The 15,533-nt window shown below is 41.3% G+C and carries 16 protein-coding genes and 1 pseudogene; 14 read left to right on the top strand and 3 right to left on the bottom strand.

All coding sequences use genetic code 11. The features are described from left to right. Positions 1-55: 55 nt before the first annotated feature. From apbC to DM09_RS11655, 8 genes are all read left to right on the top strand, one after another. On the top strand, positions 56-907 hold the full coding sequence (gene apbC, locus DM09_RS04465) for an iron-sulfur cluster carrier protein ApbC (RefSeq protein ID WP_051938140.1): 852 nt from the start codon (positions 56-58) through the stop codon (positions 905-907). Between the two features lie 224 nt (positions 908-1,131). Then, complete coding sequence (locus DM09_RS04460) at positions 1,132-1,344, top strand: hypothetical protein (protein ID WP_038247986.1); 213 nt, start codon at positions 1,132-1,134, stop codon at positions 1,342-1,344. Between the two features lie 198 nt (positions 1,345-1,542). Further along, entirely contained in the window at positions 1,543-1,875 is a 333-nt protein-coding gene (locus DM09_RS04455) for a YnfA family protein (RefSeq protein WP_038247984.1), read from the top strand. A gap of 33 nt (positions 1,876-1,908) precedes the next feature. Continuing rightward, positions 1,909-2,115: a hypothetical protein gene (locus tag DM09_RS04450; RefSeq protein WP_038247982.1), complete on the top strand. Its 207-nt coding sequence runs from the start codon at positions 1,909-1,911 to the stop codon at positions 2,113-2,115. A 59-nt stretch (positions 2,116-2,174) separates the two neighbouring features. Continuing rightward, positions 2,175-2,945, top strand: a complete 771-nt coding sequence (locus DM09_RS04445) for a glycosyltransferase family 32 protein (RefSeq protein WP_038247980.1) — start codon at positions 2,175-2,177, stop codon at positions 2,943-2,945. 7 nt (positions 2,946-2,952) lie between these two features. After that, positions 2,953-4,254 (top strand): APC family permease, encoded by a 1,302-nt coding sequence (locus DM09_RS04440; RefSeq protein WP_051938136.1) that lies wholly within the window; start codon positions 2,953-2,955, stop codon positions 4,252-4,254. Positions 4,255-4,654: 400 nt separating this feature from the next. After that, positions 4,655-6,118, top strand: coding sequence for an NAD(P)/FAD-dependent oxidoreductase (locus tag DM09_RS04435; RefSeq protein ID WP_038247978.1), 1,464 nt, complete (start codon positions 4,655-4,657; stop codon positions 6,116-6,118). 34 nt (positions 6,119-6,152) lie between these two features. Further along, positions 6,153-6,317, top strand: a complete 165-nt coding sequence (locus tag DM09_RS11655) for a hypothetical protein (RefSeq protein ID WP_198401651.1) — start codon at positions 6,153-6,155, stop codon at positions 6,315-6,317. Positions 6,318-6,500: 183 nt separating this feature from the next. Here the strand turns inward: DM09_RS11655 and DM09_RS04430 are convergent, their stop codons facing one another. Both DM09_RS04430 and DM09_RS04425 read right to left on the bottom strand, forming a co-directional pair. Beyond that, positions 6,501-8,423, bottom strand: a complete 1,923-nt coding sequence (locus DM09_RS04430; RefSeq protein ID WP_038247976.1) for a M48 family metallopeptidase — start codon at positions 8,421-8,423, stop codon at positions 6,501-6,503. A gap of 11 nt (positions 8,424-8,434) precedes the next feature. Beyond that, the gene (locus DM09_RS04425) at positions 8,435-9,031 is read right to left on the bottom strand and encodes a LemA family protein (protein WP_038247974.1); all 597 of its coding nucleotides are present in this window, start codon (positions 9,029-9,031) and stop codon (positions 8,435-8,437) included. Positions 9,032-9,210: 179 nt separating this feature from the next. Here DM09_RS04425 and DM09_RS04420 point away from each other — a divergent pair, with 179 nt between their 5' ends. The 4 genes from DM09_RS04420 (at position 9,211) to recO (ending at position 13,373) form a co-directional block, all read left to right on the top strand. Then, on the top strand, positions 9,211-10,416 hold the full coding sequence (locus tag DM09_RS04420) for an NAD(P)/FAD-dependent oxidoreductase (protein WP_318024146.1): 1,206 nt from the start codon (positions 9,211-9,213) through the stop codon (positions 10,414-10,416). 198 nt (positions 10,417-10,614) lie between these two features. Then, a protein-coding gene (gene prfB, locus DM09_RS04415) for a peptide chain release factor 2 (RefSeq protein ID WP_232507749.1) occupies positions 10,615-11,749 on the top strand; the annotation gives its coding sequence in 2 pieces (ribosomal slippage) (positions 10,615-10,689 and positions 10,691-11,749; 1,134 coding nt in all). Next, positions 11,742-12,686: a GTPase Era gene (gene era, locus DM09_RS04410; protein ID WP_232507748.1), complete on the top strand. Its 945-nt coding sequence runs from the start codon at positions 11,742-11,744 to the stop codon at positions 12,684-12,686. The genes prfB and era overlap by 8 nt, the downstream gene beginning before the upstream one ends. A 6-nt stretch (positions 12,687-12,692) precedes the next feature. Further along, positions 12,693-13,373, top strand: coding sequence for a DNA repair protein RecO (gene recO, locus DM09_RS04405; RefSeq protein WP_038247971.1), 681 nt, complete (start codon positions 12,693-12,695; stop codon positions 13,371-13,373). A gap of 113 nt (positions 13,374-13,486) precedes the next feature. Here the strand turns inward: recO and istB are convergent, their stop codons facing one another. Further along, on the bottom strand, positions 13,487-14,221 hold the full coding sequence (gene istB / locus DM09_RS04400) for an IS21-like element helper ATPase IstB (protein WP_038247969.1): 735 nt from the start codon (positions 14,219-14,221) through the stop codon (positions 13,487-13,489). Between the two features lie 166 nt (positions 14,222-14,387). On the opposite strand from istB, the pseudogene DM09_RS04390 reads away from it, so the two are divergent. Both DM09_RS04390 and DM09_RS04385 read left to right on the top strand, forming a co-directional pair. After that, positions 14,388-15,227, top strand: a pseudogene (locus tag DM09_RS04390) (IS3 family transposase); the annotation flags it as partial. Between the two features lie 63 nt (positions 15,228-15,290). Next, the coding region (locus DM09_RS04385) for a transposase (RefSeq protein ID WP_038247531.1) at positions 15,291-15,533 on the top strand (243 nt) is incomplete at its 3' end.

The raw sequence follows: 15,533 nt of genomic DNA, 5'->3' as shown, positions 1-15,533 counted from the left end.
ATAGGTTATGCTTCTGCCCTTATATACATTGAATCAAAGTTAAAGAGGCGAAATCATGGCTGGATGCGGAACAAAAAAAGTAGATGAAAGTGCAAAAAAGGCGATTCCCGGCATCAAAAGTATTATTGCTGTGGCATCAGGAAAAGGTGGCGTTGGTAAATCAACCACTGCGGTAAACTTAGCTGTAGCAATTGCACAAGAAGGTAAAAAAGTTGGTCTTTTGGATGCGGACATTTACGGTCCCTCCATGCCTAATATGCTTGGGCTTAAAGGACAAAAACCTATGGTGGATACGGGCGGACAAGTCATATTCCCGCTTGAAAACTATGGCGTAAAAATGATGTCCATTGGTTTATTGGTGCCTGATGAACAAGCCATGATTTGGCGTGGTCCTATGGTTGCTAGTGCACTGGGGCAGTTGCTTAATGGCGTGGCTTGGGGCGAGCTTGATGTCTTGATTATCGACATGCCTCCTGGCACAGGTGATGCACAACTTACATTATCACAAACCGTGCCCGTCACAGGCGCGGTGGTTGTCACCACCCCGCAAGATATTGCTTTGATTGATTGCGAGAAAGGCATTCGTATGTTTGATAAAGTGCATATCCCAACGCTGGGTATTGTGGAAAACATGAGTGTATTTGTATGCCCACATTGCAATGAAGAATCCCACATCTTCGCCCAAGGTGGTGCCGAGCGATTAAGCAAAGAATTTAAGACTGACATCATTGCACAAGTCCCACTGAATATAGCAATTCGCGAAAATGGTGATGCAGGCACACCCATCGTTGCTGCAAACCCTGAATCCAAAGAAGCTGAAATTTACAAAAACATGGCAAAAACTGTGATGGATAAAGTGGAGACGCTGAACAAACGTAAAATCACCATCCCTGTGATGTCGGCCTAAGCATGAAAGATCCTTGTTACATGTTTAACAAGGACAATCATGCTGTGGAAATCGGGAACAGTATACGCATTAACCCTCACGCTACTTGTTCACGTTTATACATTCGGTAGTCCTGAATTCATGGTCTATTCAGAACATGTCTGACAATATTTTTACTAGCAAAAAACAAAATAAAAGTGTATATTATTCTGATGCAGTACTGAATGTGTAATAGGAGGTATGTTATGTATGTCAGAAACCTTAAAAGTGGCGACTTGGCACAAATAGATAAACTTGCGGAATTAACCGATCCAACTGCAAAGTCCGTGACATTGCACTATTTTTCAGGGGAAGAAGTTGGTGAACCTGAACTTGTTGAAAAAAACGAGTTGGTTTTTCCATCGGGTGAAAAACTTCCTAAATGTTGGTTAGACCCACACTATCGCATCAGTTTTTAGCTTTGATGTTTAAACATCAAAGCTAAAAACATAGCTGCTTTAGGCTTATCGTCATATATTTGTTTTGGTGCCCAGCCACACACACGAAACGTTGTCTGCAACTTGCCTTTTTTTGACAAATTAGTGTAGTACAAAACTCCTATGTGTTAATTTTGTTCAATCAAATTAGAATAGGCTTTCTCACAACTAGGTAGGTATATGTTTGAACTAAAAACCATCAGTCTTTTTTTTATTACAGCCATCGCAGAAATAGTTGGCTGTTATTTACCTTACCTATGGCTCAAACATGAAAAAAGTATTTTTTTGCTCATTCCTGCAGCTATAAGTCTCTCATTATTTGTATGGTTATTATCTTTACACCCCACAGCTAGTGGTCGTATTTATGCAGCATATGGTGGCATGTACGTTTTTGTGGCAATCTTATGGTTATGGTTAATCGATGATGTTAAACCAACAACTTGGGATATTATAGGCTCTATCGTCGCATTAATAGGTATGGCAATTATTATGTTTACTCCAAAAAATATATGAACGCACTATCATGAAATTGACTGGGTGATTTAAATGGATGACACAACAACGCTATTTTTAGGACTATTCTTCGGCAGCATTGGTTTTGGTTTTTCTCTTTATGGGAAAAAGCAGCATAAAATCATACCCTTATTGACGGGTCTCACCTTGATGGTATTCCCTTATTTTGTGCCTAACCTTTACCTGCTTGCTGGCATTGGCATTACGCTGATGGCACTCCCCTATTTTTTTCGCCTATAATCTTTCGCTTTTTATATCACTTTAGCTAGGATATGCCCCACTAATATTGAGGAGCTTACATGCCAATTCATATTGTTGTTGCCAATCGGCTAATTAAAATTTTTGGCGCGTTGATTAAGACATTGAGCTACCCTTTTCATGCGGTGTTGCCCCACTATCGTTTTACCATCCCCGCATACAGCCCTGCCAAATGCAAGTCGAAAAAACAGCAAAAGATTCCCAAAGTGATTTGGCAAACCAATTTTACCAACAAAGCTGCATTTCCTGTGTATATCAACTATTTGTTTAACCGCTTGATGTCACTCTCTTATGAATACCGCTATGTTAGCACCGAAGCTCGCCTTGAATATTTGGAAGCCAATGCTTCACCTGAAATCGTTACTGCCTACAAACAACTCACCAATGGCGCAGCACAAGCAGATTTATGGCGCATGTTTGTGTTGTGGAAAGAAGGCGGTGTATATATGGACATTGATGCCCACCTTGTTTGGCCATTGGCTTGGCTCATCAAACCCGAAGACAATGAGCTGTTTCTCGTCAATAAACAACATTATACCAACTATCTCATTGCCGCTGCACCCAACCACCCGATTTTGAAAAAAACCATAGATATTATTGTGGATAACATCCAAAATCGTCGCGTTGACCAAGGCGTGTATTATTTAACAGGTCCTGTCACCTTTAACACCGCCATTGGCTCGCAAAAGCCCAACAGCCGTTTTTATCGGGTCACCTGCATCCAAGGTAGCTTCACCAACGAACATTTCCAATACATCGACCGCCCACGCAGCAAGTGGACACATGTTGATAACAAAGACCTGTTAAAATAATACAAGTTTGAATACAAAAACAAGAAATATTGGATTATTGGGTGCCATATCCATTGGCATTGGAGGCATGGTGGGCGGCGGGATTTTTGCCGTACTTGGTGAAGCCGTATCTTTGGCACATGGGGCAACGGCTATTGCTTTTTTGTTTGCTGGAATTGTCGCCCTTTTAACAGCTTACGCTTACAGTAAACTGTCCGTCACTTTCCAGAACCGTGGTGGTACGGTAGTTTTTATCGACCAAGCTTTCCAACACAACCTTTTATCCAGCAGCGTAAACCTGATGCTTTGGCTAAGTTATTTGGTCACCATCGCACTATACGCATCGGCATTTGCGTCTTATGGGCAAACTTTTCTGCAAGATAGCCCCACGCCTTTGCAACACCACTTTTTGATTACCATTGCTATTATTTTACCTGCAATCATCAATTTAATAAGCACGTCATTTGTGAGTAGGTCTGAATTTGTTATCGTATTGATTAAAGTCTCCTTGTTGATTCTTATCATCATATCAGGTGTGTTTTATATTGACCCAGATAAGTTATCCCCTAACCATTGGGAATCACCTCTAGCCATCGTTACTGCGGGTATGATTATTTTTGTTGCCTATGAAGGTTTTGAGCTTATTGCCAATGCCACAGAAGACATCAAATCACCAGAAAAAAACCTCCCCAAAGCATTCTTTGGTGCAACACTATTTGTGATCTTATTATATGTTCTTATTTCCTTGGTAACTGTAGGGGTTGTGCCTGAAGCACAACTTTTAGAAGCCAAAGATTATGCGCTGGCGATTGCTGCCAAACCAGCCCTCGGCAATATTGGTTTTACCATCGTCGCTATCGCAGCACTTCTTTCAACTTTCTCTGCTATCAATGCCACCATTTATGGTAATGCTAGGTTGGGTTATTTCCTTGCCAAAGAAGGCGAGCTGCCTCATAAACTCAGTATACTTAATAAAAATATACCCAGCTATGATATCATCGTTATTTCACTGCTAAGTATCGGCATTGCCAACACCATATCACTGAATGAAATTGCTATCATTGGCAGCGCGGGTTTCTTGCTAATTTTCACGATTGTTAATTTAGCAGCTTTCAAACTTCGCCATAAAATTCATGCACGAACAACGGTTCTCATTGCTGCTTTCACAATGAGTCTCGCCGCATTGCTAACGCTTCTCATTTATACCTACAATACCAACCCTAAAGCTATCATCGTATTTGCTAGCTTTATCACGATAGCCATACTTTTTGAACTTTTGTATGGTGTATATATTCGAAAGCACTTTTTCAAACGCAATTACCACGTATAAAGACTTTATAAGTATTGCAGATGTATGACTTTTTTACTACTCGTAAGACAAAAGGTCATCAAACACCTTAGGAAGTTCTGAGCAAGTCATGAACTCGCATCTTGCGTCCAGTGCACCCAAACGCTGTGTTTTGCGTTTGAGTTATAGCTTAGGCTATCCCATGCAACTCACGCCTCGCCTAAGAGCGCCTACTTTTGCTGATTTTGAATGCTCTGAATCATAATCTGCTTCATCCAGACTTATTCAGAGCTTCCCTAACTCTCTGCATACCTTGTTGTTTTTAAAAAGCTTTATCAAACAAGTACACAATACACCTAGTTTACTCAGCTGAATATACTTGACATATAAGTAATCAATAATATTCTTATTCCCTAACTTAACAAACGAGGTAGGTGTAAACATGGCAAGAGTAGTCATTTTAGGTGCAGGAATTTCAGGGCATACTGCTGCTCGATATTTAAACAAAAAACTTGGCAAGAAACATGAAATCATTGTGGTTTCACCCAATGCAACATGGAACTGGGTGCCGTCGAACATTTGGGTTGGCGTTGGTCAAATGAAAGAAGAAGACGTTACTTTCGACCTTGCTGATGTGTATAAAAAGAAAACCAATGTCGATTTTAGACAAGCCAAAGCGCTATCCATTCACCCTGATGGCAGCAAAAACAGTGAGAAACCTTTTATTACAGTTGAATACACCTTGGAAAGCAAAACTGGTGAACAAGAAAACATTGAATATGACTATTTAATCAATGCAACTGGACCCAAACTTAACTTTAGTGCCACTGAAGGTCTTGGACCTGAGCATGGGCATACTGTTTCGGTTTGTACACCTAGCCATGCCATTGAAGCCAGTGAAAAACTTCAAGCAACTATTGAATCCATGCGCAAAGGTAAAGAATGTACATTTGTCATCGGTACAGGACATGGCATGTGTACCTGTCAGGGCGCAGCATTTGAATACATTTATAATATTGAACACGTGCTTAAAGACGCAGGTGTTCGTGATAAAGCACGCATCGTTTGGCTGAGCAATGAATACGAACTCGGCGACTTTGGCATGGGCGGCGTGCATATCAAACGTGGTGGTTATATCACCAACGGTAAAACCTTTGCTGAATCGCTTATGGTTGAGCGTGATATTGAATGGATTACACGGGCACATGTATCTAGAGTTGAAGCTGGTAAAATTCACTATGAAATTCTAGATGGTTCAACCCATGAAATTGAATTTGATTTCTCTATGCTTATTCCACCATTTGCTGGTGTTGGTTTACAAGCTTTTAGTAAAGATGGTGAAGACATCACCAGTGACATCTTTGCTCCCAATGGTTTCATGAAGGTTGATGCCGACTACACACCTCGCCCCTACGAAGAATGGAGTGCTGGTGATTGGCCAAAACACTACCAAACACCAACCCACAAAAACATTTTTGCTATTGGTATCGCTTTTGCCCCACCCCATTTGATTAGTAAACCGATGCAAAGCGCAAATGGAACACCGATTAACCCCACACCACCACGCACAGGTATGCCTTCTGCTGCGATGGCAATTGCTGTTGCCAACAGTATCAGCGATATGATTAACAAGGGTACGGATGAGCCAACCCACCATGCTTCCATGGCTGAAATGGGTGCTGCTTGTGTTGCTTCAACAGGGGCAAGTATGTTCAGCGGTAGTGCTGCAACCATGACAGTATTCCCTGTTGTTCCTGATTTTGAGAAATACCCCGAACACGGGCGCGATATTGAACTCACCACGGGTGAAGTTGGTTTGGCAGGACATTGGATGAAGTCCCTTCTCCACCACACCTTTATTTATCAAGCCAAAATGAAACCTGGCTGGTCAATTTTACCAGACTAAGTTCATTCAAAAAAAAGATTCGCAGGAGAATAGCATGACCAGAAAAGTTACAAACAAAGAACCTTATCAACAAGCTTATTACCCGCCAGCACCAACAGGTTGGACACGATACATGCGTACCTCATTGCTATGGCAAGGTATTCGCTTTTTAGTGATTAATTATAAAATGCTTAAACTTATGATGAAGTCGCACCACTAAGAAGACAAAAACCAACTCGCTACTTCTTCTTAGGGAAGCACTGATTTATTCAGTGCTTCTGTACAGCCCATGGATGGGCTACCAAATCAATAGCTTAAGCGGTTGATTTGTAAGAGAAAGGGAAACCGCGCTTTTCCTTTCTTGCCCTGATTTTTGGCAGGATGTCAATAAATCAGCATCTCCTTAGTTTAGAAGCTGTGACGGGTTGATTCCTTCATAAAGCAAAGGCATTGGGCACCCCAACATCATCGAAATAAGGCGCATGGTTTCTAATTCTTCCGTGCTTACCAGCCCATCACTAAGCACACAATAAACAATAGCCTGCAACAACTTCTTTTTATCCTCAAAAGAACATACATTGAGTTTTTCCAATGCCTTGATGACATCTTTAAGGTTTGATTTTCCTATACCCTGTTTCACCTTTTCATTTGGAAATATCTGAGCCAAGGCTTTTGCCTTCATATGCCTAGGTTTATTCGTTTGATTCATACAACAAACCCTATCAAGCAGTATTTCAACCTCAGCCTTCATCCGCGCAATGGGAATATATGTGTTGGGTGACTTCTTACCCTTAAAACCAAAGCTATACAAAAAGTTTTGATACAATAAATATTCAAACAACGACACTTTTCTATTGGCAGCAATCAACTTTTTCAGTGTGTCTAAAAACACACACTGTTGCTCAGCACTCAATTCTGAAAGTTGGGGTGAAACAATATCTAAAATGGGCAATTTAAGTTCAGCTCGCATATTGGGCATCAAGCTTCGAATCCGTAACACCTCTGCCAAAGCTTGCGAAGCATCCAAAGTCGAAATCATTTGCATTTGTTGCCAAGATATTTCTTTATTGCTATCCAAGAGAAGGAAGTAGGTCATACATTTGGCAACAAAGGTATCACTTAATAAATCATGAATATCTTCGGGTATTTGTTGCATAAGATAGTGCGCCCGATTTAAATGCTGAGCATCAGGCTCCCCAATAGACTGCATCACTTGCTCTACATTCTGTTGCAATGTTTCTGCATTGGGTGGTGGCGAAAAATGGCTAATAGCAAAAGCTTGGTTTTTAGCCCGTACAGAAGGCTCATCAATCTTAGCAATACGCCCACGAAACCTTGGGTCAATACGTTGAATGCGGGATATAAGTGGCGGATGACTCGCCCACCAATTGCTTTTCCACCATACTTTTAGCGCTTCACCAAAAAACAAGTGGCTTACCTGTTGCATTTCAGGAAGCTGTAAGCGTGAGCCTGCTTGATAACCACCAATCACTTTCAGCGCATTGCCAATACCTTCAGGATTTCGCGTAAACTGCACAGCCGATGCATCAGCCAAATATTCACGCTGCCTAGACATGGCGGCTTTAATCATATCTGCAGCCAACATCCCCAACAGTCCCACTGCAAAAAACAATACTCCAGATAACATAATCACAGGATGTGACCCACGCATTCGCCCTGAATAACTCACCGATGAGCGCCCTGCAATCATCAAAATACCCACGTCAGAAATCATCGTAATACCATGCAATAAACCCATCATTTGCATTTTAAGCCCAGTGTCACCATGTAAAATATGACTAAATTCATGGGCAATGACACCCTGCAACTCATCTCGACTTAATACTTCCATAGCACCGCGTGTAACCGCAATCGCAGTATCATGAAACGCATAACCCGCCGCAAACGCATTGATACCACGTTGCTCTAAAATAAAAACTGCAGGTGTAGGCACACCCGATGCAATTGCCATTTCTTCAACAATATTCCGTAATTGCCGCTCAAGCGGGTCTTTGCTTGCCTTTAAACGCCTACCTCCCAACATCTGGGCTATCGCAATCCCACCACCCTGTTTTAATTGCCGAATTTTATACCAACTACCCATCAATATAAGTGAAACTGTGCTAAGTGATACCATGACAAATCGGTCAAACGCCCAAAACTGGGTGGGTACCGCCATATCACGCACCAACAAAGGCAATAAATACAAGGATAATGTCACAACTGCATATACAGCGACCACAATCGTTAACATCGCCACTGCAAATAACACATACAACCAAAATGTATTGCGTTTGGCAGCAGCTTGGTATTGGAAAAAATCCATTTACACAATCATTACAGAGAAATGCGGATTGGTTTTGCCTGTTCTGGGTTACTCAGTTCAAAATATACAGCTTCCCCAAAATTAAACATATTTGCAATCAACACGTCTGGGAATAATTGCCGTTGTGTATTGTAGTTCATCACATCATCATTATAACGCTGCCTAGCAAAAGCAATGCGATTTTCAGTGGATGTTAACTCTTCTTGAAGTTGAGCAATGGTTTCATTGGCTTTAAGCTCAGGGTAAGCCTCTGTCAGAGCATTAAAATTTAACATCGCCCCGCCCAAAGCTGATTCAGCAGTCAACAAAGATTGCATGGCTTGTGCGTTTGATGGGTCAGCCTTGGCAGCTTTCATCGCCGAGGCTGCAGCATTCCTAGCCGAAATCACTGCATCCAAGGTTTCACGCTCGTGGCTTAAATAAGCTTTTGCTGCTTCAACAATATTCGGAATTAAGTCATACCTACGGTTAAGTTGCACATCAATTTGTGAAAAACTATTTTTAAAAATATTTTTGTAACTCACCAAACGATTGTACATCACCACAATCCATACAACCAGCAACACAAAAATGCCTAAAAGAATAAGTGCCAAAGTGCCTAATGTCATAGCTAACCCCTTTTACCAACTTCCAATTACTTTCGAACAGTATAACAACAGGAAACAAAAAGTTAACAACTATGCACCTTGGAAAGAGGTGCGCTGGGTAATAAAAGCTTTGTCAAAGCTTTGTTTAAACCACTGTTTCAGAACATGTTTCCCATTGTGTATTCAGCTGTAAGTATTTTATATCGCTTGCTATTCAGTCTTTTATTGACCAAACTAAAACAATGCAAAAGTTTGATGTTATTATCATTGGCGCAGGACCTGCTGGGGCTATGGCTGCAATCGAGGTTGCAAAACAAGGTCTCAGTGTTGCAGTCCTTGAAAAACTTATTTTACCCCGTAGAAAAGTATGCGCCGGAGGTTTGGTAAAACGCGCAGTCAAACTTATCCCAAGTGAAATTAAGTACCCCATTGAACAGCAGTGCCATACAATCACCATGAAGGCTAAACACCTCAATATGCAATTTGTAGAAACACAAAAAGATTTGGTAACCATGGTTTGCCGTTCATCATTTGATGAAGCACTGATTAAACATGCTAGCGGTTTAGGTGTGCAAGTTTGGGACAATACAAACGTACTTCATATTACCCCAACTCAAAATAACATCATATTGGAAAGTAACCAAGGTGTATTCTCAAGCCAATACCTCATATTTGCAGAGGGCGCAATGGCAAAACTTAGCAACCAGTTTTGGAAAGATAACCGCATATTGCTACCATCGTTAGAAGCTGATGTTTACGCTTCAGACAAACAACTCAAAGCACATCAAAATGCTATGTTTGATTTTAGTGTCATACGTGGTGGTTATGCCTGGGTATTCCCCAAAGGAAACCACCTGTCTATTGGTTTAGCTGTTATGAACAAAACATGCAAAACACAACTGCAACAAGCCTTTGATGGTTATTTACAAACACTTGGTTTGACAGGTGCAAAGGTTGTAAACCGAAAAGGTTTTATCATTCCTTTATCTCCACGTTCTGAGCCTCTTGCCCGAGGGCGTATGTTATTGGTTGGTGATACCGCAGGTTTGGCAGACCCCATCACAGCTGAAGGTTTAACCTATGCTATTCAAAGTGGTCTTGGCGCAGGCAAAGCTGTTTCACAAGCATTTGAACATCCCGAAGAAGTTGTTAAAATATATCTAACACAAACAATTCAACCTATTTTAAATGAACTTCGTATTGCCCGTTTATTAGCAAAAGTTATATATCATCCGAATACAATGTTACGTAACATTGTATTTAAGCACTATGGTAATCGTTTGTGTACTGGCATGGCAGATTTAATCTCAGGTACACGGGACTATGCATCTAGCTTAGAAAAACATCCATTCTTAAAGAAAGTTATAAAAAAACTTCCGCATAAGCAGCAAATAGACAACGTTTAATTCTGAGGTAAAAGAACGTATTTTTCTTTTTTCAACAATGAGGCTCCTATTCATTAAAATATAAAATAAACCTTCATAAGCTATATACTCTGTTCTTTTTATAAACCCTAAAAAACACTGCCTGCTGTACATATATTGCTTTCAACCTTAAGCATAGTAGCTTTGCCAACCTTGCACAAATACATGTTGGAGTGATGAATGAGCGTTGAAGATTTAATTTCGGGTTTCAGAACCCGTGCCGAAGATTATAGCAGCCGATTGGATTCGCTGCGGAGGTCACTTTGACCTTGATACCAAGGTTGAAGAATTAAAAGAATTAGACGCACGAACCGAAGACCCAAGCCTGTGGGACAACCCCGATGAAGCACAAAAATTGATGCAAAAGAAAACATCCCTAGAGCGCACCATCAATGGTTTCAATAAAACATTAAATACGCTTGAAGAAGCATCGATGCTGTTTGAAATGGGCATGGAAGAAAATGACCAAGACAGTAAACTCGAAGCCGTTGCCGAAATTGATAAAGTACAAAAAGACATTGAGACCTTTGAGTTGGCACAAATGTTGGGCGGCGAAACCGATGCTGAATCCGCATTCCTAGATATCAACGCTGGTTCAGGCGGAACAGAAGCCCAAGATTGGGCAGAGATATTATTGCGTATGTATTTGCGTTGGGCTGAGCGCAAAGGTTTTAAAACTGAATTGATTGAATGCACGGCTGGTGAAGAAGCTGGTATTAAATCTGCCACGGTATCCATCAAAGGTGAATATGCCTATGGTTTCCTCAAAGCTGAAATTGGTGTACATAGGCTTGTTCGCAAGTCTCCTTTTGATTCAGGAAATCGTCGCCATACTTCTTTTGCCTCAGTATTTGCCTTCCCTGACATTGACCGTGATATTGATATTGAAATCAACCCCGCCGACGTGCGTGTAGACACTTACCGTGCATCAGGCTCTGGTGGTCAGCACATCAATAAAACCGATTCCGCAGTACGCATGACCCATGAACCATCGGGCGTAGTTGTACAGTGTCAAAGTGACCGTTCACAGCATAAAAACCGTGAACACTGTTGGAAAATGCTTAAAGCACGTTTGTATGAATTGGAAATTGAAAAGCAACAAGCTGAGAAACAAGGGCTTGAAGATACCAAGTCTGACATTGGTTGGGGGCATCAAATCCGCTCCTATGTACTTGATGCTTCGCGTATTAAAGATTTACGCACAGGCATGGAAACCAGCAACACACAAAACTTTTTAGATGGTGACATTGACGACTTCATCTCTGCAAAACTTATGGGTATTACCCGCGAGGGAGGAGCTTCCGACGATGAGTAAATCTTTAGAAGATATGATTAATGATGTACAAACATTTACCACAGACAATGAAGATTACCGCTGTGGTTCAGTCGCTCTTTTGGGGCGGCCTAATGTTGGTAAATCAACCTTAATGAACAAAATCATTGGTACTAAAGTTGCCATTGTCACACCCAAACCCCAAACCACACGGCATAGAATTCTTGGTATTCACAGTGATGAAAACGAACAAATTGTATTTGTGGATACACCAGGCATTCATAAAGGGTCGCAACAACTCAACCGCAATATGGTGAAAGTGGCATACACAGCTGCTGAAGAAGCCGATGTACTTTGCATTATGCAAGATGGCTCCAAACCCATGGATAGAGGTACGATGGCATTGATTGAGCGTTTTGCTGATGGGCGTTTGGATAAACCACGTATTCATGTCATCAATAAAATTGACCAGTCCAATAAAGATAGACTGCTGCCCCGCTTACAAGAAATTCAACAGCTTGACCCCAAAGCCGATGCTTATATACCTATTTCAGCTAAAAAAGGCTCTCAAGTTCCTGCTTTAGTCAAAGAAATCAGCAAACACTTGCCCAAACGTCAACCCATGTATGATCCTGAATGGTTTACCGACCAATCCCAGCGACAAATGGCTGCAGAATATGTGCGTGAGCAAGTATTTTTATCTATGTACCAAGAAATTCCCTTTCAAACAGCGGTAGACATTGAAGATTTTGTTGATTTGGGTGATAAAATTGAAATCACAGCAGTCATTCTCGTCGCCACAGAACGACATAAACCTATGGTGATTGGTAAAGGTGGCGAATTGATGAAACATATAGGCATCAAAACGCGCGAAGGTTTAGAAGATTTATTGGGCTGTAAAGTAAACCTAAAATTATGGGTTAAAGTCCAAAAAGATTGGTTTGATAAACCCGGTATTTTACACGAACTCGGCTTATAAATACCCATGGCAGAACAAAGGGACCACGCCCTTTTATTACGCAGTATTGCTTATAGCGATTCCTCATTGATTTTGCACTGCTTAACACAGCAGCATGGGCGTATAAGTCTTATGGCGCGTGGTGCAAGGCGAGCCAATAGTCCTTTTCGGGCAGCTTTAATGCCTTTACATGCCCTACAGCTGCGTTGGAAAGAACCTCGAACTGGCACCATGGGGACATTACTTGAAGTACAACGCTTCACCACGCTGCTTCCAGAGCCTATGATGCTGGCAGGGCAAACATTGTTAGCCACCGCATCCACCCTTTTCCCTGATGGGGTAAGCAATGGTTATGCAGAACTAAATCAAGCCTGTGCCCTACTCTCAGAGCGCCCTGAAGATGCTGGTTTATGTGCAGCAACTTGGGCTATGCTAGAACAATCAGGCTGGACTGGCGACTTAAACCATTGTTGGCACTGTGTAGAACCTGTTGACCTTAATCATGATATGTATTGGCGACAAGGACACTTATTGTGCGCAAATTGTGCCAAAGCAAATGGTTTTAAGCTTCACTCAGGATTTCGTAAAACCATTGCAGCTTTTATGCTTCAGCCCAATGTGGCATTGAATCATGAGCATATTACATTGTGGAAATTGATGATAAAAGATGTATTTAAAACCCATCAAATGCGTGATTCAGTCGAGTAAATATAGAATGGCACTTAAAAAGCCAGCCCACAATTATTAAGCAGACCAGCCTATAATTATTCAAAAAGCCATGCTGGTATCAAAAAAAGGGTGCCACCGGCACCCATTCCTAATTACACCTTTCGAGTTCGCATTGAATCGCCTTTTAACACAATTCGGTGAGAGCTTCCTGTGAGCCTATCAATAATTGCATCTGCTGCTGTAGGGTTTCCTGAGCTCAAGCAATCATGCCACTTCTCAACGGGCAACTGTGTGGTAATAATTGTTGATTTAAGCCCGCTTCGACATTCTGCAACTTCAAGTAACTCGCGCCGAGCAGATGCATCAAATTTAGTAAGCCCAAAATCATCTAGAATCAGTAAATCAAGTTTTGCAATTTGATTAAGTTTCCTAGCAAAGGTGAGGTCTTTATGTGAATCAGCTAGCTCTTCTAAGAGTAAGGGAATGCGATAAAATTTCGTTTTCAATCCTTTTCTGCAGGCTTGATTTCCGAGTGCACAAGCTAACCAAGTTTTACCAGCACCTGTCGCGCCTGTAATAATCATGTTTTGACCTCTATCAATCCAGTCACATGTACTCAACGATGCAAGAGCTGATTTATCCAAGCCACGCTTTGGGTTGTAGTCTATATCTTCCATGCACGCTTGCTCTCTAAGCTTGGCAGATCTTAATAGGCGCTCAAGGCGCTTGTTTTCTCGCCATGTTTCCTCATTGTCCAGCATGATTGCAATTCGGTCTTCGAAAGAGAGTTCTCGAAAGTTTGGTAACCTCATTTGATTTTCAAAGGATTGTTCCATCCCATGAAGCCCTAGTTGAACCATTTTTTGTTTTACTTGTTGTACGCTCATATTGAGCCTCCTTGATTAGTGGAAATATTTATTACCACGGATATTTTCATGACTGGATACCCCGTCATTTGTTAGTACTGAATGATTAGAAAGTTGGGTAATCCTCCCGAAAAATGTTTGAGTTTATAAGTAGAATTTTCTAGCAATCAAAACAGGAGATTTTACGATGAAGAAATCAAGGTATAGTGATAGTCAAATTATCAACATTTTAAAGGAAGCAGAGGCAGGGGTTCCTGTTCCTGAATTGTGCAGGACTCATGGAATGAGCAGTGCCACATTTTATAAATGGCGCAGCAAATATGGTGGTATGGATGCATCCATGATGTCTAGGCTAAAAGAGCTTGAGGAAGAAAACCGTCGTCTAAAAAAGATGTATGCTGAAGAACGCCTCAAATATGAGATTATTCAGGAAGCCATGGCAAAAAAGTGGTAAAGCCTTCTGAGCGTCGAGACATGGCAAAGGAGGCTGTTGCCAAAGGCAACGTTAGCATCCGTATGGCATGTTTGAGCTTTGTTGTTAGCGAGCGGTGTTATCGGTACCAACCAAAACTCAACACAGAAAACCAAGTGATAGCTGATTGGCTTATTCGACTTACGCATAATCAACGTAATTGGGGCTTTGGTTTATGTTATTTTTTTCTTCGTAACGTTAAAGGATTTGGCTGGAATCATACGTGTATATCGGATTTATAGGGAGCTTGAATTGAACTTGCGCATTAAACCAAAGAAGCGACTCTCAAGGGAGAAGCCCGAGGCTTTAGCCGTACCTGAAGCTATAAATGAGTCTTGGTCTATGGACTTTATGCATGATCAACTTAGTGATGGTCGAAGTTACAGGTTGTTTAATGTGATTGATGACTTTAATCGTGAAGGTTTAGCCATTGAAGTGGACTTTTCATTGCCTGCTACACGCGTGATTCGTGCACTGGATCAAATTATTGAGTGGCGTGGTAAACCCAAGAGTATTCGTTGTGATAATGGACCTGAATACATTAGCCATTTGCTGGAGACTGTAAATCCAACTGTGTAAATATTTCAAACAGCTAGAATGCTGACAGGAGTATTTATAATGAAGAAGAAAGACAAATATGACCCAAAGTTGGTCGCCTTAGCCAGTGAGTTGGCGAAGCATATGAAGACTGAGTCTGACATATCGAGCCTTAGTCAGCTATTAACGAAACTCACGGTTGAAACAGCCCTTGGTGCAGAGATGGAAGAACATCTTGGTTATGGTCATCATGAGCGTAGCGATACAAATAACCATCGTAATGGTTATTCCCGCAAGCGTTTAATTGGTGATCATGGTGAAGTT

This window comes from Ghiorsea bivora (assembly GCF_000744415.1).
GTDB lineage: Bacteria > Pseudomonadota > Zetaproteobacteria > Mariprofundales > Mariprofundaceae > Ghiorsea > Ghiorsea bivora.
This window is presented reverse-complemented; position numbering and strand designations above follow the sequence as displayed.

Excerpts from the sequence above, each read along its gene's own strand:
- apbC (WP_051938140.1), top strand. The coding sequence starts at position 56 with ATGGCTGGATGCGGAACAAAAAAAGTAGATGAAAGTGCAAAAAAGGCG.
- DM09_RS04460 (WP_038247986.1), top strand. The coding sequence starts at position 1,132 with ATGTATGTCAGAAACCTTAAAAGTGGCGACTTGGCACAAATAGATAAA.
- DM09_RS04455 (WP_038247984.1), top strand. The coding sequence starts at position 1,543 with ATGTTTGAACTAAAAACCATCAGTCTTTTTTTTATTACAGCCATCGCA.
- DM09_RS04450 (WP_038247982.1), top strand. The coding sequence starts at position 1,909 with ATGGATGACACAACAACGCTATTTTTAGGACTATTCTTCGGCAGCATT.
- DM09_RS04445 (WP_038247980.1), top strand. The coding sequence starts at position 2,175 with ATGCCAATTCATATTGTTGTTGCCAATCGGCTAATTAAAATTTTTGGC.
- DM09_RS04435 (WP_038247978.1), top strand. The coding sequence starts at position 4,655 with ATGGCAAGAGTAGTCATTTTAGGTGCAGGAATTTCAGGGCATACTGCT.
- DM09_RS11655 (WP_198401651.1), top strand. The coding sequence starts at position 6,153 with ATGACCAGAAAAGTTACAAACAAAGAACCTTATCAACAAGCTTATTAC.
- DM09_RS04430 (WP_038247976.1), bottom strand. The coding sequence starts at position 8,423 with ATGGATTTTTTCCAATACCAAGCTGCTGCCAAACGCAATACATTTTGG.
- DM09_RS04425 (WP_038247974.1), bottom strand. The coding sequence starts at position 9,031 with ATGACATTAGGCACTTTGGCACTTATTCTTTTAGGCATTTTTGTGTTG.
- era (WP_232507748.1), top strand. The coding sequence starts at position 11,742 with ATGAGTAAATCTTTAGAAGATATGATTAATGATGTACAAACATTTACC.
- recO (WP_038247971.1), top strand. The coding sequence starts at position 12,693 with ATGGCAGAACAAAGGGACCACGCCCTTTTATTACGCAGTATTGCTTAT.
- istB (WP_038247969.1), bottom strand. The coding sequence starts at position 14,221 with ATGAGCGTACAACAAGTAAAACAAAAAATGGTTCAACTAGGGCTTCAT.